The sequence below is a fragment of the Bifidobacterium sp. LH_730 genome (genome assembly GCF_056355835.1).
The window spans coordinates 89,992-109,145 of record NZ_JBKETB010000010.1 but is presented as its reverse complement, the minus strand read 5'-3'; the positions used below and the strand labels follow the sequence as shown (position 1 = coordinate 109,145).

Annotated in this window: 14 protein-coding genes and 1 tRNA gene; 13 read left to right on the top strand and 2 right to left on the bottom strand. The window is 63.3% G+C overall.

What is annotated here, in order from left to right; all coding sequences use genetic code 11:
• Window positions 1–114: 114 nt before the first annotated feature.
• Window positions 115–190, bottom strand: a tRNA-His gene (locus tag AC1AUD_RS11015).
• A 251-nt stretch (window positions 191–441) separates the two neighbouring features.
• On the opposite strand from AC1AUD_RS11015, the gene AC1AUD_RS11010 reads away from it, so the two are divergent.
• The 7 genes from AC1AUD_RS11010 to tuf all read left to right on the top strand — a co-directional run bounded on the left by AC1AUD_RS11010 (window position 442) and on the right by tuf (window position 9,861).
• Window positions 442–711 carry a hypothetical protein gene (locus tag AC1AUD_RS11010; RefSeq protein ID WP_476574429.1) on the top strand — a complete coding sequence of 90 codons (270 nt, stop codon included), beginning with the start codon at window positions 442–444 and terminating at the stop codon, window positions 709–711.
• A gap of 5 nt (window positions 712–716) precedes the next feature.
• A complete protein-coding gene (locus AC1AUD_RS11005) occupies window positions 717–1,556 on the top strand; it encodes a transporter substrate-binding domain-containing protein (protein ID WP_476574428.1) in 840 nt (279 codons plus the stop codon).
• Between the two features lie 16 nt (window positions 1,557–1,572).
• Window positions 1,573–4,728 (top strand): cache domain-containing protein, encoded by a 3,156-nt coding sequence (locus AC1AUD_RS11000; RefSeq protein ID WP_476574427.1) that lies wholly within the window; start codon window positions 1,573–1,575, stop codon window positions 4,726–4,728.
• A 788-nt stretch (window positions 4,729–5,516) separates the two neighbouring features.
• A complete protein-coding gene (rpsL, locus tag AC1AUD_RS10995) occupies window positions 5,517–5,888 on the top strand; it encodes a 30S ribosomal protein S12 (protein WP_003825774.1) in 372 nt (123 codons plus the stop codon).
• Between the two features lie 5 nt (window positions 5,889–5,893).
• Complete coding sequence (gene rpsG / locus AC1AUD_RS10990) at window positions 5,894–6,364, top strand: 30S ribosomal protein S7 (protein ID WP_476574426.1); 471 nt, start codon at window positions 5,894–5,896, stop codon at window positions 6,362–6,364.
• A gap of 39 nt (window positions 6,365–6,403) precedes the next feature.
• A complete protein-coding gene (gene fusA, locus AC1AUD_RS10985) occupies window positions 6,404–8,530 on the top strand; it encodes an elongation factor G (RefSeq protein WP_476574425.1) in 2,127 nt (708 codons plus the stop codon).
• A gap of 131 nt (window positions 8,531–8,661) precedes the next feature.
• Window positions 8,662–9,861, top strand: a complete 1,200-nt coding sequence (tuf, locus tag AC1AUD_RS10980) for an elongation factor Tu (protein ID WP_476574424.1) — start codon at window positions 8,662–8,664, stop codon at window positions 9,859–9,861.
• Between the two features lie 133 nt (window positions 9,862–9,994).
• Here the strand turns inward: tuf and AC1AUD_RS10975 are convergent, their stop codons facing one another.
• Window positions 9,995–11,368, bottom strand: a complete 1,374-nt coding sequence (locus AC1AUD_RS10975) for an ATP-binding protein (RefSeq protein ID WP_476574423.1) — start codon at window positions 11,366–11,368, stop codon at window positions 9,995–9,997.
• A gap of 327 nt (window positions 11,369–11,695) precedes the next feature.
• On the opposite strand from AC1AUD_RS10975, the gene efp reads away from it, so the two are divergent.
• The 6 genes from efp to gmk all read left to right on the top strand — a co-directional run bounded on the left by efp (window position 11,696) and on the right by gmk (window position 19,129).
• A complete protein-coding gene (gene efp, locus AC1AUD_RS10970) occupies window positions 11,696–12,259 on the top strand; it encodes an elongation factor P (protein ID WP_476574422.1) in 564 nt (187 codons plus the stop codon).
• A 51-nt stretch (window positions 12,260–12,310) separates the two neighbouring features.
• Window positions 12,311–12,883 (top strand): transcription antitermination factor NusB, encoded by a 573-nt coding sequence (nusB, locus tag AC1AUD_RS10965; RefSeq protein ID WP_476574421.1) that lies wholly within the window; start codon window positions 12,311–12,313, stop codon window positions 12,881–12,883.
• A 118-nt stretch (window positions 12,884–13,001) separates the two neighbouring features.
• On the top strand, window positions 13,002–14,210 hold the full coding sequence (carA, locus tag AC1AUD_RS10960; protein WP_476574420.1) for a glutamine-hydrolyzing carbamoyl-phosphate synthase small subunit: 1,209 nt from the start codon (window positions 13,002–13,004) through the stop codon (window positions 14,208–14,210).
• Window position 14,211: 1 nt separating this feature from the next.
• Window positions 14,212–17,598, top strand: coding sequence for a carbamoyl-phosphate synthase large subunit (carB, locus tag AC1AUD_RS10955; protein ID WP_476574419.1), 3,387 nt, complete (start codon window positions 14,212–14,214; stop codon window positions 17,596–17,598).
• Complete coding sequence (gene pyrF / locus AC1AUD_RS10950) at window positions 17,595–18,542, top strand: orotidine-5'-phosphate decarboxylase (RefSeq protein WP_476574418.1); 948 nt, start codon at window positions 17,595–17,597, stop codon at window positions 18,540–18,542. The genes carB and pyrF overlap by 4 nt, the downstream gene beginning before the upstream one ends.
• Complete coding sequence (gene gmk, locus AC1AUD_RS10945; protein ID WP_476574417.1) at window positions 18,539–19,129, top strand: guanylate kinase; 591 nt, start codon at window positions 18,539–18,541, stop codon at window positions 19,127–19,129. Before pyrF ends, gmk begins: the two co-directional genes overlap by 4 nt.
• Window positions 19,130–19,154: the final 25 nt, after the last annotated feature.

Here is a 19,154-nt window from a genome sequence, read left to right as displayed (position 1 = left end):
AACGTTTCCTTCGATCCTCTCGCATACGAAAGAACCACACCTCCAATCATCGAATCTGAATTTCTTCAGTCCAACAATCGGGGTGCGGTTCATTCCGGGAGGCCTTGATTTCATTGGGGTGGACGACGAGGCTCGAACTCGCGACCTTCTGAACCACAATCAGATGCTCTACCAACTGAGCTACGTCCACCATGTGGCTTTGAACCCGGGTGAGCCGGATTCGCGCAACAGATGGATACTCTACACGATTCGGCGGACGACACGCGCATCGGCGTGCCGCGACGTGCGATGGGTGTGTCTGGGGTATCGAATCGGCGCGGGCACATGCCCAAAAGGGGCATGTGCCCGCATTGGGAACGATTGGCGCCATATGCGGTGACCTACGGTGGGGCCGTATGTGTCCCCGCATGTAGTCGGGGACTTACGGAAAGGAGAGAGAGCATGTCCATCCTCGATTCGATCAAGGACTTCGCGAAGAACAGCGGCATCAACCTCGACGACGGCCTCGGCCTCGACGATCTGACCGCCTTGGGAGGCAAGCTGGGCGACATCGCCGAGCAGTATGGCCTGACCCCCGAGGAGCTGGGCGCCAAGCTCGGCGATCTCAAGAACCTGGCGGCCGACAAAGCCGGCGACCTCGATCTGGCGGCGCTGGCCTCCAAGGTCGGCCTGCCCGAGGATCTCGTGAACAAGGTGCTGGGCGGCAAGTGATCGGCATGACCAACACCATCATCAAGGGGCGCCGCGCTTTTGTCGCGGCGCTTGCGCTGTTCCTGGCCTTTGCCCTGGCCTTGCTGTCCGGCTGCGGAACGGCCGGCGCCTCGACCGCAGGCAAAGGCACGCTCACCGTCGGCGTGCGCGCCGACATCATGGGCTTCGGCTATCTCAATGAGAAGACCAAGAAGTATTACGGCATGGAGATCGACCTTGCCAACGAGATGGCCTCCCGCATGGGATACAAGGACGTCAAGTTCGTCACGGTCACCCCGGAGAACCGCAAGGAGATGCTGCTCGACGGCAAGATCGACGCCATCGTCGCCTGCTATTCGATCTCCGACACCCGCAGGAAGAACTTCGATTTCTCGCCCGCATACTATTCCAATTCCGTCAAGATGATCGTGCAAAAGAGCTCCCTGATCGAGGATCTGGATGGTCTCAAGGGCGGCGTCATCGGCACGATGAACGGCTCCAACACGGCCCCGATGCTCAACCAGAAGATGGCCGAGATCGGCTTCTCCGACGGCAAGCTGCTCAAGGGCGAGGAGGACGGCGACGACCAGACCTACGACAACTACCGTCTGGTGCAGTATCCCTCCTATCAGGAGCTGTCCGATGCGCTCGAGGAGGGCGAGGTCGACGGCATGGCCATGGATGGCGCCATCGCGCAGACCTATATGAACGAATACCGCAGCATCCTGCCCGATTTCAGCATCGATCCGCAGGAATACGGCGTCGCCACCCGCAAGGGCTCCGAACTGTCCGCCAAGGTGAAGACCGCGGTGCAGGACATGCTCGACGACGGCACCATCGAGCAATACATCGACAAGTGGAACTAAAGGGGATGCGAACGAGATGACCTATCAACCCATGTCCAAGCGGCTCAAGGCGAAGGCCGCGCTGCTTGTCGTGATCGTGCTGGCCTGCCTGGCCGGGGCGGGATTCATGCTCTCCGGCGTGCAGCAGTCGCTGTCCCTGAGCGGATACACCGACGAGATGCGCCAGCAGAACGCCTCCCTGAAGGCCACGCTCAAGCAGGCCGACCTGGAGACCCAGGACACCAAGGACAGCTTCGACGAGACCTTCGAGGCGAAGGCCGCCGCTCTGGCCTATCTGGCCGACAACAACACCGGTTTCGAGCGCACCGATGCCAAGATGAGCGAATACAAGCGCATCCTCGGCGTCGACAATGTGTTCCTCGTGTCCAAGGACGGCTCGATCATCGCCAGGTCCGGCGACACCCAGGCCGACTTCGCGCACTCCCGCTTCAACCGCCTGCGCACCGTCTTCGACGATGGCAGGCCCTCCGAGGCCGTGGAAATCACGCTGCCCGACCGTGACTGGAACGAGCGCTATTACGCCTCGAAGATCGACGCCGACACGATGGCGGTGCTTGAGATGACGCCCAAGCGCATGGACGACATCGTCGCGGCCAATAGCTCGCTCAAGGCCACGCTCAAGGACATCACGGTCGGCCAGAACGGCTATGTGATGGCCGTGTCCGCCAAGGATTACACGGTCCAATACCATCCCGACGCCAAGCTCATCGGCACCGACGCATTGGACGAAGGCCTCGACGTGGCCGATCTGGAGGACGGCAAGTTCTTCCATATGGACTTCGACGGCACGCGCCTGTATTCCGGGGTCACCAAGATCGGCGACATGTATTACATCTCCTCGATTCCGGAGAAGGCTCTGTCCGCCTCGCGCAATGTGACGGTGGGCGTGATCCTCTTCGTCTCCGCCGTGGTGATGGCGGCCGTCGTGCTCTATGGCATGTTCGTGATCCGCGAGGACGAGCGCCGGGGCCACGGCACCGAGGACGAGGTGGCGGTCGGTCCGCTGCTCTACAACAAGAAGGTCGGCTCCAAGGCGATCGTGCTGTCGGTGGTCGGCCTGGTCGTCGTGACGGTGGTGTCGTTCTATATGCAGACGCTGTTCGCCCTGTCCAGCGAGTCGATGGTGAACGCCGACCGCGCCGCCTCGATCGCGCAGACGATGAAGAACACGACCAAGCGCGCCAACGCGCTGCAGAAGGAGTTCAGCACCCGCTATCTCAACAAGGCGAGGATCGCGGCCTATGCCGTCGATGAGAACCCCGCGCTGGCGACTCGCGCGGATCTGACCAAGCTCGCCGACGACCTCAGGGTCGATATGATCAGCGTCTTCGACGCCACCGGCAAGCGCGTGGCCTCCACCGAGGCCGACCGCGGCTTCACGCTGAGCGAGAATCCCGAGGATCAGTCCTATGCTTTCCGCCGGCTGCTGCAGGGCTCCGAGAGCCTGGTGCAGAAGCCGCAGAAGGACGAGAGCACCGGCACGCTGCGCCAATACGTCGGCGTGCCCACCTACGACGATCAGGGCATGGTCAACGGCATCGTGCAGATCGGCGTGCATCCGAAGATGCTGAACGAGCTCATGGATAGCGTCGATATCGACAAGGTGCTCGAGGGCGTGCAGGTCGGCGACGACGGCTTCGCCTTCGCCATCGACAAGAAGAGCGGCAGGATGGCCTACTTCCCCGACGAGCTCGTGCAGGGCAAGGCGGCCACCAAGGTCGGCATCAAGGCCTCCCAGATCAAGGGCGGTTTCTCCGACTATCTGACCGTCGATGACACGAGGTACTACGCCTCCTCCGTGGAGACTTCCGACTACTACCTCTACGTCACCGGCGGCGATTCCGAGCTGATGGCCGAGCGCGTGCCCCTGTGCGCGGTCACCGCGGGCATGGGACTGATCGCACAGATCCTCATCTTCCTGGTGCTGGTCCTCGACCGGCGCAAGACGCTTGAGGCGATCCGTGCCAACGACCGCAAGGCGTTGGCCGCTTCCGGCACGCCCGGCGACGCCGCTGCCACGGAGAAGAAGGCCAAGGGCACTCCGGCGAACTTCACCGTCGAGCATCCGGGCTCCGGCCGCAAGCTGCGCACGCAGTCCGCGGCCAGCCGTTGGATGGACACGACCTTCGACTGGAACTCCAAGACCCCCGAGGGCAAGCTCGGCACGGTGTTGAAGTTCGCGGCCGGCCTGTTCGTGCTGCTGGTGTGCGTCGGCGTGATCTTCCAGGACGAGATCTTCGGCTCCCAGTCCGTCTTCTCCTACATCCTGGGCGGCGGCTGGAACAAGGGGCTCAATGTCTTCGCCCTGACCGGCGCGCTGATGAGCGCCTGCGTGATCGTGACGGTCGCCGCGATCATCCAGGAGGTGTTGAAGCTCGCGGGCCGTGTGACCGGCGCGCGCGGCGAGACGATGATCCGCCTGCTCAACAGCGTGATCAAATACGGCACCGTGATCGGCATCCTGTATTACTCGCTGTCGTTGCTCGGCGTCGATACCGCCACGCTGCTCGCCTCCGCCGGCCTGCTCACGCTGGCCATCGGCTTCGGCGCACAGCAGCTGGTCTCCGATATCCTCTCCGGTCTGTTCATCATCTTCGAGGGCGAGTTCCGCGTGGGCGATGTGATCCAGGTCGGCACCTCGTCCGGCACCGTGCTGGAGATCGGCGTGCGCACCACGAAGATCGACGACGGCTCGGGCAACGTGCTGGTGCTGCGCAACAGCCAGATCAGCAACGTGACGAACAAGACCAAGCTGGACTCCTTCGCCTCGGTGGATGTGGACCTCAACGTGGGCGAGAACCTCGTCTACGTCGAGAACATCCTTTCGGAGGAGCTGCCGAATATCGCGCGCCGTCTGCCGTCGGTGCTCGACGGCCCGTTCTACAAGGGCGTGGTGAACCTGACCAGCTCGGCGATGACGATCCGTGTGGTCGCCCGCTGCGCCGAGAAGGACCGCGCCGCGCTGGAGCGCAGCCTGAAACGCGAGATGCGCCTGTTGCTCACCCGCAACAACATCGCGCCCTATCAGCTGCAGTTCGACCACAAGGACGACATCGAGCAGTCTGCCGCGCAGAAGGCGGAGAACAAGCGCGAGCTCGAGGCCGCCGATGAGTTCGTGGCCGAGCAGAAGGAAGCCTCCAAGGCCATCGGCAACGATGGCGCCGAGGCCTAGCGTCTAAAGCGGATTCCGGTTTCGGGCCCTTGGTTCGCCAAGGGCCCGTTTTTGTTCGATTGCGAACACTGACCCTAGTGGATTGTGAGTTTTTGTTCTATTCGTGAACTGCCTTGGAACGCTTCTGAACATTGGGAAAATCGGATGTCGCGCGGCTTGACCGATGTTCGTTTCGTGATATACTTTCAAGTGAAGGCCGGAGTTCAAGATCGGCCGGGAATGACCGGCAGGTCGCAACGAAGCGCCGAAGGCCGTAAGGCAGCAAGCGCAACGCCTTCGCGGGAACGCGAGGATAATTGAACAGTGGTCCGCATGGCGGCGAGGCGATACGGCTGGCAGCCGGGCCGCACCAGAGGATGTCGAGAACACGTTGTGCAGTGCCGCGCAGGGAAGCGCGGCGGATAGTGGCGGACCATGACCTCCTTCCCAACCGGATGGGCCGGGACCTACCTTTCGGGTCCCGGCCCATCTTTATGCCGGGTCGTGCCGGAAGCCGGGCCGCAGCCGATGCGTCGCAATGGGCGTGGCGTTGTCCGGCGGATCCGTATCATAGATATTTGTGTGTGCCAGCGGCATGCCTTATGTAACAGGCGTGCGTGCTGGGATATCCCGTGAATCGCATGAATCGCGCGCAGCAATGCGGCGGCGAGAGAGGAGCGGGCCATCGGGCCGGTGGGCAGTGGCTATCTTCCGATTCGGGTTCGCCCGGGCGTGTTCTTGACACGGGGGAGTGTGGCTGCGGCGTGGCGGCCCCACAGAGGAATAAGAACACTGAATCGGAGAATCAGTTGCCTACTATTGAACAGCTCGTCCGCAAGGGACGTTCGCCGAAGCCGAAGAAGTCCAAGACTTTGGCGCTCAAGGGCAGCCCGCTGCGTCGCGGCGTGTGCACCCGTGTCTACACCACCACCCCGAAGAAGCCGAACTCGGCACTGCGTAAGGTCGCCCGTGTCCGTCTGTCCTCCGGCATCGAAGTCACCGCCTACATCCCGGGCGAGGGCCACAACCTGCAGGAGCACTCCATCGTGCTCGTGCGCGGCGGCCGTGTGAAGGATCTGCCGGGTGTGCGTTACCACATCGTGCGTGGCGCGCTCGATACCCAGGGTGTCAAGGACCGCAAGCAGGGTCGTTCCCTGTACGGAGCAAAGAAGGCGAAGTAAGAGATATGTCACGTAAAGGACCCGCCAAGAAGCATGTGCTGCTGCCCGACCCGATCTACGGCTCGACCGTCGTGGCTCAGCTGATCAACAAGATCCTCCTCGACGGCAAGAAGTCGATCGCCGAGGACATCGTCTACTCCGCCCTCGATATGGTCAAGGAGAAGACCGAGCAGGAGCCCGTCGCCGTGCTGAAGCGCGCGCTGGACAACATCCGCCCGTCCCTTGAGGTGCGTTCCCGCCGCGTCGGCGGCGCCACCTACCAGGTGCCGGTCGAGGTCAAGCCGAACCGCGCCAACACGCTGTCGCTGCGCTGGCTGACCGACTTCTCCCGCGCCCGTCGTGAGAAGACCATGGCCGAGCGTCTCGCCAACGAGATCCTCGACGCCTCCAACGGCCTGGGCGCTTCCGTGAAGCGTCGCGAGGACACCCACAAGATGGCCGAGGCCAACAAGGCCTTCGCCCACTACCGTTGGTAGTCGAAAACCCGATAAGCCACAGAAAGCTAAGGAACAACAATGGCTGAAGAGGTGCTTCAGGACCTTACCCACGTCCGCAACATCGGCATCATGGCCCACATCGACGCCGGTAAGACCACCACCACCGAGCGTATCCTCTACTACACCGGCAAGAACTACAAGATCGGCGAGACCCACGACGGCGCCTCCACCATGGACTTCATGGAGCAGGAGCAGGAGCGCGGCATCACGATCCAGTCCGCCGCCACCACCTGCTTCTGGACCCGCCAGACCCACGACACCAAGGACAAGTTCCAGATCAACATCATCGACACCCCCGGCCACGTGGACTTCACGGCCGAGGTGGAGCGCTCCCTGCGCGTGCTCGATGGCGCCGTCGCGGTGTTCGATGGCAAGGAGGGCGTGGAGCCCCAGTCCGAGACCGTGTGGCGTCAGGCCGACAAGTACGGCGTTCCGCGCATCTGCTTCATCAACAAGATGGACAAGCTGGGCGCGAACTTCTTCTACTCGGTCGACACCATCAAGGAGAAGCTGGGCGCCAACCCGCTGGTCATGCAGATCCCGATGGGTTCCGAGAACGACTTCCACGGTGTGGTCGACGTGCTGCGCATGCAGGCCTACGACTGGAACACCGGCGACGAGCTGGGCGCCCACTACTCGATGGGCGACGTTCCCGAGGAATACAAGGAGAAGGCCGAGGAGTACCACCAGGCGCTCGTCGAGGCCGCTGCCGAAGCCGACGAGGACCTGATGAACAAGTTCTTCGAGGATGGCACCCTTTCCGAGGAGGACATCCGCGCCGGCATCCGCAAGCTGACCATCAACAAGGAAGCCTTCCCGGTCTTCTGCGGCTCCGCGTTCAAGGACAAGGGCGTGCAGCCCATGCTCGATGGCGTCATCGACTTCCTGCCGTCCCCCGAGGACGTGCCCGCCATCAAGGGCTACGATCCGAAGGACGAGTCCATCGAGATCGACCGCAAGCCGGTGAACTCCGATCCGTTCTCCGCGCTGGTCTTCAAGATCTCGACCCACCCGTTCTACGGCAAGCTCGTCTTCGTGCGCGTCTACTCCGGCGTGGTCAAGCCCGGCGACTCGGTGCTCGACACCACCCGCGAGAAGAAGGAGCGCGTCGGCAAGATCTTCCAGATGCACGCCGACAAGGAGAACCCGGTGGACGAGGCTTCCGCCGGCAACATCTACACCTTCGTGGGCCTGAAGAACGTCACCACCGGCGACACCCTGTCCGCCATCGACGCTCCGATCACCCTCGACTCCATGACCTTCCCGGATCCTGTGATCCAGGTGGCCGTCGAGCCGAAGACCAAGGCCGACCAGGAGAAGATGGGCATCGCCCTCGCCAAGCTTTCCGAGGAGGACCCGACCTTCCAGGTCACCACCGACGAGGAATCCGGCCAGACGCTGATCGCCGGCATGGGCGAGCTGCAGCTCGACATCATCGTCGACCGCATGCGCCGCGAGTTCAAGGTCGAGTGCAACCAGGGCAAGCCGCAGGTCTCCTACCGCGAGACGATCCGCAAGGCCGTCATGGAGCAGGGCTACACCCACAAGAAGCAGACCGGCGGCTCCGGCCAGTTCGCGAAGGTGCTCATGAACTTCGAGCCCCTCGACACCACCGAGGGCCAGACCTTCGAGTTCGAGAACACGGTCACCGGCGGCCACATCTCCGGCGAGTTCATCAAGCCGATCGAGGAAGGCGTCAAGGAAGCCATGGAATCCGGCATTCTGGCCGGCTTCCCGGTCGTGGGCGTCAAGGCCACCATCACCGATGGCCAGATGCACCCGGTCGATTCCTCCGAAATGGCCTTCAAGATCGCCGGCTCCATGTGCTTCAAGGAGGCCGCTCCCAAGGCGAAGCCGGTCATCCTCGAGCCGATCGTGAAGGTCGAGGTCCGCACGCCCGAGGACTACATGGGCGATGTGATCGGCGATCTCAACCAGCGCCGCGGCAACATCACCTCGATGAACGACGGCACCGGTGTGAAGATCATCGACGCCAAGGTCCCGCTGTCCGAGATGTTCGGCTACATCGGCGATCTGCGTTCCAAGACCCAGGGCCGCGCCGTCTTCACCATGGAGATGGATTCCTACGACGAGGTCCCGAAGTCCATCGCCGACGAGATCATCAAGGCTCAGCGCGGCGAGTGACACGCCAAGCCTCAATGGTGGCGACAGTCCCCAGTCAGCGGTAAACTAGTGCCCGCTGACTGGGTTCTGGAGCCGCGTGGCACAAACCCAGAAACCCAGTAAACCTACGAAACGTCCAGGAGGACAAAGTAATGGCAAAGGAAAAGTACGAGCGTACTAAGCCGCACGTTAACATCGGCACCATCGGCCACGTCGATCACGGCAAGACGACCCTGACCGCGGCCATCTCCAAGGTTCTGTATGAGGCGTATCCGGATGTCAACACCGAGTATGACTTCAACCAGATCGATTCCGCTCCGGAAGAGGCCGCCCGCGGCATCACCATCAACATCTCCCACATCGAGTACCAGACGGAGAAGCGTCACTACGCTCACGTCGACTGCCCGGGCCACGCCGACTTCGTGAAGAACATGATCACCGGCGCCGCTCAGATGGATGGCGCCATCCTCGTTGTGGCCGCCACCGACGGCCCGATGGCCCAGACCCGCGAGCACGTGCTGCTCGCCCGTCAGGTCGGCGTGCCGCGCATCCTCGTCGCGCTGAACAAGTGCGATATGGTCGACGATGAGGAGCTCATCGAGCTCGTTGAGGAAGAGGTCCGTGACCTCCTCGACGAGAACGGCTTCGATCGCGACTGCCCGGTCGTCCACGTCTCCGCTTACGGCGCGCTGCATGACGATGCTCCGGATCACGAGAAGTGGGTTGAGCAGGTCAAGAAGCTCATGGACGCCGTCGACGAGTACATCCCGACCCCGACCCATGATCTGGACAAGCCGTTCCTGATGCCGATCGAGGACGTCTTCACCATCTCCGGCCGTGGCACCGTGGTGACCGGCCGCGTTGAGCGTGGCCAGCTGCCCGTCAACACCCCGGTCGAGATCGTCGGCATCCGCGACACCCAGACCACCACCGTCACCTCCATCGAGACCTTCCACAAGACCATGGATTCCTGCCAGGCCGGCGACAACACCGGTCTGCTGCTCCGTGGCCTGGGCCGCGACGATGTCGAGCGTGGCCAGGTTGTGGCCGCTCCGGGCTCCGTGACGCCTCACACCAAGTTCGAGGGCGAGGTCTACGTCCTGACCAAGGACGAGGGTGGCCGTCACTCGCCGTTCTTCTCCAACTATCGTCCGCAGTTCTACTTCCGCACGACCGACGTCACCGGCGTCATCGCTCTGCCGGAAGGCGTCGAGATGGTGCAGCCGGGCGATCACGCGACCTTCACGGTCGAGCTGATCCAGCCCATCGCCATGGAGGAGGGCCTGACCTTCGCCGTGCGTGAGGGTGGCCACACCGTCGGCTCCGGCCGTGTCACCAAGATCCTCGCCTGATTTCCTTCAGACGAAGACAGACACGCGCTGTAGTTTAGCTGCGTAAATGAACCCCGGTTCCGCAAAGGAGCCGGGGTTCATTCGTATTGCGCAGACTGACGCTTTCGCGGGCGCACCTCTTCGCTCGCCGCGTTTATGCCGTTTGCAGGAACCAGCGCCACGCTGGAATGACTTCGATGTTTCCTGCGGGGACGGTGACCTCTCCTTCCTCGTCCATGGAGATGACGATGCCTTGGCCCACGCCTGTGTTTGACATGGCGGCGGCAAGGTTGCCGATTTCGCTGCGGAACTTGTCGCTGAGGGTCCGATCGTTGAAATCAGCGACGGAAGTCGTGTCGAGTCCGGTGTGGGCTGCGACCTGAATGAGCTGATATGGTTCGTTCATGGCGATGTCTCCGATCACAAAGTCAACTTCGGGACAGTCGCTCGCGGAGTATGAGGCGATGACGTCGTTGCGATTGCCGCCGTAGCGGCGCTTGAGTTCCACGAACACGGCGGTCTCCAGACGCTGTCCGAGATCAAGATGGCTTGCGGGTGCGATGGCGAGAGACAGACCTGGATCCACGGCATACACTTTGTGGGAGGCCTTGGGATTGTCCTTGATGGAGAGCGTGAAATCGCTGACTTTGAACAGCAGGTGCGCGTCTTCGAAATCATCGAGCAGGTCGTAGAGCTTTCCGCCTGAGACCGGCAATCCCGTTCCGCGCATGGATTTGATCTGCGCGTTGACGGAGAACTTGAGCCCCGTGGAGCGAAGGGCGTTGCGCGAAAAACGCTTCGCAACCCTCAGCGAGGTGGTCTCGAAGCGTTCCAACACGTCTTTGGTCACGATTTCGTCGGCATATCCCTGCAGGAGTTGTGTGCGAAGCATGGGCGGCATCTGCTGCACGGCGGGAAACCCGCCGATATCCATGTACTCGTTGAAAGCGTTTTGCAGTGCGCGGCGGGTCGCTCCCGAATACGTTCCGGCGATGGAGTCGGTTTCGACATGATGGAACAGGCAATATTCGCGGAAACTCAAGGGCCACATTTCGCGGGAAATGGACCGTCCCCGGAAATTCGTCGGGATGTCGGACGACAACAGCTTCGATGACGATCCGGTCAGCACGATGGTGACGTTATGCTGTTCGGCCATGCGTCGGATGAAATTCGTCCAGTAGGGTGCCTCCTGGATCTCGTCAAAGAGCAGATAGCATCCATCGAGGGCGCCCGGCACCATGCGATAGTATTCGTCGATGAGGTCGGAGAGCGTGTGGTCGGCGAACGGCATGAGACGGTCGTCGTCAAACGACATGTGCAGCAGTCTGTCGCGGGGCACCCCTCTGGCGAGCAGTTTGTCCATGAGTTGGTACATGGCATAGGTTTTCCCGCATCGCCTTACCCCGGTGATGGTGTAGATGACGTTGTTGCGCGCGGGAACCGGCAGATCGAGATCGATGTCAGGCCGCGGGGTGTACGGAGGCGTCGAAAACGCAAGATATTCGGCGATAAGCGTGGATAGCGACATGACGGCTCCTGACAATCTTCATTCGTTTCTAACAAAGATTATATCGAATCTTCATTTATATAAGATGAAGAATTTGTCTTTTCATGCCAATCTGGGTGATGTCCCGGCGCATCGGTCACCGCGGTCTCGGCCGTCGCGCTGCTGCTGGCCTCCGCCGGCGCCGCGCTGTGCGTGCGTCGCCGTCGCGCCTGACTTGCGGAATCGATAGGCGAGCTGCCACGTCGGATCGTTCCGGGCCTTGGTTCCGGGCATTTCCGGGGGATACGCTATGATAGCCAAGGCAATTTTTAGGGTTTGCCATAGCACGTCAAGAAATAGGTGAATATCGTGGCACAGACTACCAATGACATCAAGAACGGCTCCGTCCTGAACCTCGACGGCCAGCTGTGGAGCGTCGTCAAGTTCCAGCACGTCAAGCCCGGCAAGGGACCGGCCTTCGTGCGCACCACCATCAAGAACGTCCTTTCCGGCAAGATCGTCGACAAGACCTTCAACGCGGGCATGAAGGTCGACTTCGAGACCGTCGACAACCGCAATCTGCAGTACTCCTATGAGGACGGCGAGAACTTCGTGTTCATGGACATGGAGACCTACGACCAGATCATGATCCCGCGTGATCTCGTCGGCGACAAGGCCAAGTTCATGCTCGAGGGCACCGACTGCGTCGTCTCCTTCCACGACGAGACCCCGCTGTCCGTCGAACTGCCGGGCTCCGTGGTCCTGACCGTCACCCACACCGAGCCGGGCCTGCAGGGCAACCGTTCCAACGCCGGCACCAAGCCCGCCACCGTCGAGACGGGCGCCGAGATCCAGGTGCCGCTGTTCATCAACGAGGGCGACAAGGTCAAGATCAACACCGAGGACGGCTCCTACACCGGCCGCGAGAACTGATTCCACGACCGAACCAAATCCCGATACGACAGCAACCGAAGGCAGGCTTCCATGGCACGTTCCACCGCCCGCAAAAGGGCTCTGAACACCCTGTATGAAGCGGATGAGAAGGGACAGGACATTCCCTCCCTGCTCGCCGAGCGCATCGCCGTCCCCGGCGCGCAGACGCCGTTGCCGGACTATGCGATTGAGATCGTGCGCGGCGTGGCCGACCATGCCGACGTCATCGACCGCACGCTCGACGAGCATTCGACCGGTTGGAAGGTCCGTCGCATGGCCGTCGTCGACCGCAATATCCTGCGCATCGCGGCCTGGGAGATGCTGTTCAACGACGAGGTGCCCGACAAGGTCGCCATCGACGAGGCGCTGGCCTTGGCCAAGACCCTGAGCGACGACGACGCCCCGTCCTTCATCCATGGCCTGCTGTCCGCCGTGTGCGACGACAAGGAGCATATCCTCGCCGCGCTCGCGCCGGCCGATGACGCCGAGGCCGCCGAGACCGACGCGTCCGCCGACGATACGGCAGCCGCGCAGGACGCGCCGTCCGAGACCGCGGGGGACGACACCCGTCCCGATGCTCCCGTCGACGGGCATCCCGATGATTCCGGTGATGCGGAATCTTGATTTTTCAACGCCTCCCATACCAGGGAGGCGTTTTTTTGGGCGGACCCGCCGGTATGTCGAGCGTCCGCTCCGCTAGGTAACCTTAGAAAGATTAAGCCCGTGAGAAAAGGGGGTTCAGGTGAGCCAGAAGAACGACGCCGCCGTGGTCTGGGAGCCGGATGACGCGGTACTGGTCCTCGAGGACGGACAGGTGTATGTGGGCGAGCCCTACGGCGCGCTCGGAGCGACGACCGGCGAGATCGTGTTCGCCACCGGTATGACCGGATATCAGGAGACGCTCACCGATCCGAGCTACGACCGACAGATCGTCGTGCAGACCTTCCCGCATATCGGCGACACCGGCGTCAACCACGAGGATCCCGAGTCCGGGCGCATCTGGGTCGCCGGCTACATCGTGCGCGAGCCCAGCCCGATCGTGAGCAATTGGCGCGCCGAGGGCGATCTCGACGCCGATCTGAAGGCACAGGGCATCGTGTCGATGGCCCGCATCGACACCCGAAAGCTGGTGCGCCACCTGCGCTCCGCGGGCGTGATGCGCGCCGGCATCTTCTCCGGCGACGCGTTGAAGCGCGCCGACGGCGGACTCAAGACGCTCGACGACCTCATGGTCGAGGTAGAGGACACCCCGCAGATGGCCGGCCTGGGCCTGTCGGACGAGGTGAGCACCAAGGACGGCTATGTGGTCGAGCCCTGCGGCGAATACGAGGGCAAGGAACCGCTGTTCACCGTGGCCGCGCTGGATCTGGGCATCAAGTCGATGTCGCCGCATCGCATGGCCGAGCGCGGATGCCGCGTGCATGTGCTGTCCGCCGGCTCCACCTATGAGGACATCGCGACCCTGAACCCCGACGGCGTCTTCTTCTCCAACGGCCCCGGCGACCCCGAGCAGGCCGAACGCCAGATCGAGGTGCTGCGCCAGGTGCTGGCCGCCAAGCTGCCCTATTTCGGCATCTGCTTCGGCAACCAGCTGCTGGGCCGCGCCCTGGGCTTCGGCACCTACAAGCTCAAGTTCGGCCACCGCGGCATCAACCAGCCCGTCAAGGACGTGACCACCGGCAAGGTCGAGGTCACCGCCCACAACCACGGTTTCGCCGTGGATGCGCCGATCGGCGAAACCGTCGCCGCGCCGTATAACGACGGCGAATTCGGCCGCGTCTTCGTCTCCCACATCGATCTCAACGACGATGTCGTCGAAGGCCTGCAATGCGTCGATATCCCGGCCTTCTCCGTGCAATACCATCCCGAGGCCGCAGCCGGCCCGCATGACGCCGCGTATCTGTTCGATCGTTTCGTGGAGCTGATGAAGTCCGCGAAGGAAGGGAAGTGACATGCCCAAGCGCACCGATATCAAATCCGTGATGGTCATCGGCTCCGGCCCGATCGTCATCGGACAGGCCGCGGAGTTCGATTATTCGGGCACCCAGGCGTGCCGCGTCCTTCGTGAGGAGGGCATCCGCGTCATCCTCGTCAACTCCAACCCGGCCACCATTATGACCGACCCGGAGATGGCCGACGCCACCTACATCGAGCCGATCGCCACGCCGATCCTCGAGCAGATCATCGCCAAGGAACGCCCCGACGCGTTGCTGCCCACCCTGGGCGGTCAGACCGCGCTCAACGCGGCCATGGCCCTGGGCGAGGCCGGCGTGCTCAAGAAGTACAACGTCGAGCTGATCGGCGCCTCCCTTGAGGCCATCGACCGCGGCGAGGACCGCGAGCTGTTCAAGAAGGTCGTCGACGAGGCGGGCGCCGAATCCGCGCGCTCCCGCATCGCCCACAGCCTCGAGGAATGCGACCGCATCGCCGACGAGCTCGGCTATCCGCTGGTCGTGCGTCCGAGCTTCACGATGGGCGGCCTCGGCTCCGGCATCGCGCACGACGAGGAGGAGCTGCACCGCATCGCCGGCGCCGGCATCCACTATTCTCCGACCGACGAGGTGCTGATTGAGGAAGGCATCGAGGGCTGGAAGGAATTCGAGCTCGAGCTCATGCGCGACCGCAAGGACAATGTGGTCGTCGTCTGCCCGATCGAGAACGTCGACCCGGTGGGCGTGCACACCGGCGACTCGATCACCGTGGCCCCCTGCTTCACGCTGACCGACCGCGAATACCAGAAGCTGCGCGACATCGGCATCGCCATCATCCGCGGCGTCGGCGTCGACACCGGCGGCTGCAACATCCAGTTCGCCGTGCACCCCGACACCGGACGCATCATCGTCATCGAGATGAACCCGCGCGTCTCCCGCTCCTCGGCCCTCGCCTCGAAGGCCACCGGCTTCCCGATCGCCAAGATCGCCACCAAGCTGGCGCTGGGCTACACGCTCGACGAGATCCGCAACGACATCACCCAGTCCACGCCGGCCTCCTTCGAGCCGACCATCGACTACGTGGTCACCAAGGTGCCGCGCTTCGCCTTCGAGAAGTTCCCGGGCGCCGACCCGACGCTGACGACCTCGATGAAGTCCGTCGGCGAGGCCATGGCTCTGGCCGGAAACTTCCAGGAGTCGCTGGGCAAGGCCATGCGCTCCATCGACAAGCGCCATATGGGCTTCAACTGGGATGGCGACAAGCCGGGCGCCGACGAGGTGGCGGAACTGCTCGAGGCCATCCACACGCCCACCGAGGACCGCTATCTGCAGCTCATGCGCGCCATCTGGGGCGGCGCCACCATCGAGCAGCTGTTCGCGGCCACGAAGATCGATCCGTGGTTCTTGAAGCAGCTGTTCCTCATCAACAAGACGGCCATGGCCGTGCGCGAAAGCGAGACGCTGACGCCGAAGCTGCTGAAGCGCGCCAAGCTGGCAGGCCTGTCCGATCTGCAGATCGCGCATCTGCGCGGCCTGGGCGACGAGGGCGAGAACACGGTGCGCGAGCTGCGCTGGACCTACGGCCTGCGCCCCGTCTACAAGACGGTCGACACCTGCGCCGCCGAATTCGACGCGGCCACGCCGTACTACTACTCCTGCTATGCCGACGAAACCGAGGTCAAGCCGCGCCAGCGCGAGGCCGTCATCATCCTCGGCTCCGGCCCGAACCGCATCGGCCAGGGCATCGAGTTCGACTACACCTGCGTCCACGCGGTGCAGGAGCTCGGCAAGGACTATGACACGATCATGGTCAACTGCAACCCGGAGACCGTCTCCACCGATTACGACATCTCCGACCGCCTCTATTTCGAGCCGCTCACCTTCGAGGATGTGCTCGAGATCTACGAGGCCGAGAAGAAGATGGGGCCCGTCAAGGGCGTCATCGTCCAGCTCGGCGGCCAGACCCCGCTGTCCCTGGCCCAGAGGCTCAAGGACGCCGGTGTGCCGATCCTCGGCACCACGCCGGAATCCATCGATCTGGCCGAGAACCGCGAGCTCTTCGGCGAGGTGCTGCGCAAGGAGCATATGAACGCCCCGCGCTACGGCACCGCCCTGTCCCTCGAGGAGGCCCGTGAGGCCGCCCACAACATCGGCTATCCGGTGCTGGTGCGTCCCTCCTATGTGCTCGGCGGCCGTGGCATGGAGATCGTCTACGACGACGCCCAGCTCAAGAAGTACGTGGACCGCGCGCTTGCCGAGGCCCAGGCCGACACCGTGGTGTCCGGCCGTCTGCCTTCGCCGTTGCTGATCGACAAGTTCCTGCAGGACGCCATCGAGATCGACGTCGACGCGCTGTTCGACGGCGAGGAGCTTTATATCGGCGGCATCATGGAGCATGTCGAGGAGGCCGGCGTCCACTCCGGCGACGCGGCCTGCACCCTGCCTCCGTCCACCCTCTCCGACGACCAGATCCGCCGCCTCAGGGAGGGCACGCTTGCCATCGCCAAGGGCTGCCATGTGCGTGGCCTGGTCAATGTGCAGTATGCCTTCATGGCCAACACGCTGTATGTGATCGAGGCCAATCCGCGCGCCTCCCGCACCGTGCCCTTCGCCTCGAAGGCGACCGGCGTGCCGCTGTCCAAGGCCGCCGCGCGCATCATGGCGGGGGAGACCATCGCCGATCAGCGCGCCAACGGCCTGCTGCTGCCCGTGGGCGACGGCGGCACCATCCACCGCGGCCAGCAGGTCGCCGTCAAGGAATCCGTGCTGCCGTTCAAGCGTTTCCGCACGCCCGTGGGCAAGACCGTCGACGTGTTGCTGGGGCCTGAGATGCGCTCCACCGGCGAGGTCATGGGCTTCGACCGCGACTTCCCGCACGCCTTCGCCAAGAGCCAGCTCGCCGCCTACGACGGCGGCCTGCCGACCAGCGGCAACGTGTTCGTCTCGGTGAACGACACCGACAAGCGCCAGCTGCCGATGGTGGCCGTGCGCCTGATCGAACTCGGCTTCACCATCTGGGCGACCGAAGGCACCGCCTCCGTGCTGTCCCGCTATGGCATCGACGCGAAGATCGTCGATAAGATCTCCACTCGCATGGACACCGATCCCGAGGCCCCGGTCGAGGTGAACCACGCCGAGGGCTCCACCGGCAAGAACGTCGTGGAACTCGTCGAGGAGGGCAAGATCGACATGATCCTCAACACGCCCAACTCGCGTGGCTCGCGTTCCGACGGCTATTCGATCCGTGCCGCCGCCATCGCGGCCGATGTGCCCCAGTTCACGACGATGACCGAGTTCTCCGCCGTGCTGCTCGCCATCGAAGCCGTCAAGCGCAACGACTACCAGATCATGAGCATCCAGGAACATGCCCAGCAGTTGTTCGAGCTGGAAAGGCGTGAGAACCGATGACCACGGCCGTCACCGACGAGGAACTTCTGGCGCAGCGCTCCGACTTCGGGCTGCGCCTGAAGAACTCGATGGACAAATACGGTCCGTTGTGCGTCGGCATCGATCCGCACCGCCAGTTGCTGACCGATTGGGGATACAATATCGACGCCGAGGGCGCCGAGTTGTTCGCCATGCGCATGCTGCAGGCCGCGAACGGGCGCGCCGCCGCCGTCAAATTCCAGGCCCCGATGTTCGAGCGCTATGGATCCAAGGGCTTCGCGGCGTTGGAGCGCGCGCTGTATGCGGCCCGGCAGATGGGCATCATCACGATCGTCGACTGCCTGCACGGCGGTCTGAGCACGACGATCTCCTCGATAGCGGACGCCTATTTCAAACCGGGCGCGCCGTTGCTGGCCGATGCGATCACGTTGTTGCCGTATTATGGCGCGCGTTCGCTCAACAATCTCATCAACGATGCGCTCAACAACGGGCGCGGCGTGTTCATCGCCTCCCTGACCTCCAACCAGGAGGGCGCCAGCCTGCAGACCGCCATCCGTCAGACCGGCGAATACGAAGGCAAAACCGTGGCCTATGGCATCGCCAGCACCGCGCAGAAGCACAACGCCGGCATCAAAGGCATGGGCTCCGTGGGCCTGATCATCGGGGCGACCATCGGCCAGTGGCTGGATGACAGCGGCCTCGATCCCTCGGCCTTCACCGGGCCGATTCTCTCTCCCGGCTACGGCTGGCAGGGCGCCGACGCCGAGGACCTCAAAACCGTGTTCGAAGGCACCCGCGGCAATGTGCTGGTCACGGTGTCCCGCGCCATCGCCTCGAAGGGGCCGGATATCGCCGCCCTCACGCAGGCCACGGAGGCCATCGCGCTCGATGTGCGGCAGGCGCTGATGGAAGCGATGGAGGACGACCCCGACGATATGGACGATGACGAGGAGGAGACGCTATGAGCGACGCCACTCCGTCCGGACGCCTGATCGTGCTTTCCGGCCCGACGGCCGTCGGCAAGGGCACGGTGGAGGCCTGCCTGCGCGAGAGGCACCCCGAGGTATGGGTGTCCGTCTCCGCCACCACGCGCGCGCCGCGGCCGGGGGAGGAGAACGGCCGGGAATATTGGTTCCTGACCGAGGAGCAATTCCTCGCAGGCGAACATGCCGGCGAGTTCCTGGAAACCGCCGTCGTGCATGGCATGGCCCACTACGGAACCCCGTTGAAGCCGGTTCAGGAGCATCTGGCCGCCGGAGTGCCGACGATTCTTGAGATCGATCTGCAGGGCGCCCGCCGTGTGCGCGAACGCGCAGCGGAACTGGGGCTTGAGGTCGTGTATGTCTTCATCGCGCCTCCCAGCTTCGACGAGCTCAAGCGCCGTTTGATCGGCCGGGGCACGGAGACCCCCGAGCAGCAGTCACGCCGTCTCGAAACCGCCAAGGTCGAGCTCGCCGCCGAATCCGAATTCGACATCGTCATCGTCAACGACGAGGTCGAGCGCGCGGCCGACGAGCTCTGGCAGGTCATCGCCACCGAATACGGACTGTGATAAGCAGCTTGCTCACCTCAGTACG

What these genes read in the sequence shown, in the direction of transcription:
- AC1AUD_RS11010 (WP_476574429.1), top strand. Translation starts at nt 442, where the DNA reads ATGTCCATCCTCGATTCGATCAAGGACTTCGCGAAGAACAGCGGCATC.
- AC1AUD_RS11005 (WP_476574428.1), top strand. Translation starts at nt 717, where the DNA reads ATGACCAACACCATCATCAAGGGGCGCCGCGCTTTTGTCGCGGCGCTT.
- AC1AUD_RS11000 (WP_476574427.1), top strand. Translation starts at nt 1,573, where the DNA reads ATGACCTATCAACCCATGTCCAAGCGGCTCAAGGCGAAGGCCGCGCTG.
- rpsG (WP_476574426.1), top strand. Translation starts at nt 5,894, where the DNA reads ATGTCACGTAAAGGACCCGCCAAGAAGCATGTGCTGCTGCCCGACCCG.
- fusA (WP_476574425.1), top strand. Translation starts at nt 6,404, where the DNA reads ATGGCTGAAGAGGTGCTTCAGGACCTTACCCACGTCCGCAACATCGGC.
- tuf (WP_476574424.1), top strand. Translation starts at nt 8,662, where the DNA reads ATGGCAAAGGAAAAGTACGAGCGTACTAAGCCGCACGTTAACATCGGC.
- AC1AUD_RS10975 (WP_476574423.1), bottom strand. Translation starts at nt 11,368, where the DNA reads ATGTCGCTATCCACGCTTATCGCCGAATATCTTGCGTTTTCGACGCCT.
- nusB (WP_476574421.1), top strand. Translation starts at nt 12,311, where the DNA reads ATGGCACGTTCCACCGCCCGCAAAAGGGCTCTGAACACCCTGTATGAA.
- carB (WP_476574419.1), top strand. Translation starts at nt 14,212, where the DNA reads ATGCCCAAGCGCACCGATATCAAATCCGTGATGGTCATCGGCTCCGGC.
- pyrF (WP_476574418.1), top strand. Translation starts at nt 17,595, where the DNA reads ATGACCACGGCCGTCACCGACGAGGAACTTCTGGCGCAGCGCTCCGAC.
- gmk (WP_476574417.1), top strand. Translation starts at nt 18,539, where the DNA reads ATGAGCGACGCCACTCCGTCCGGACGCCTGATCGTGCTTTCCGGCCCG.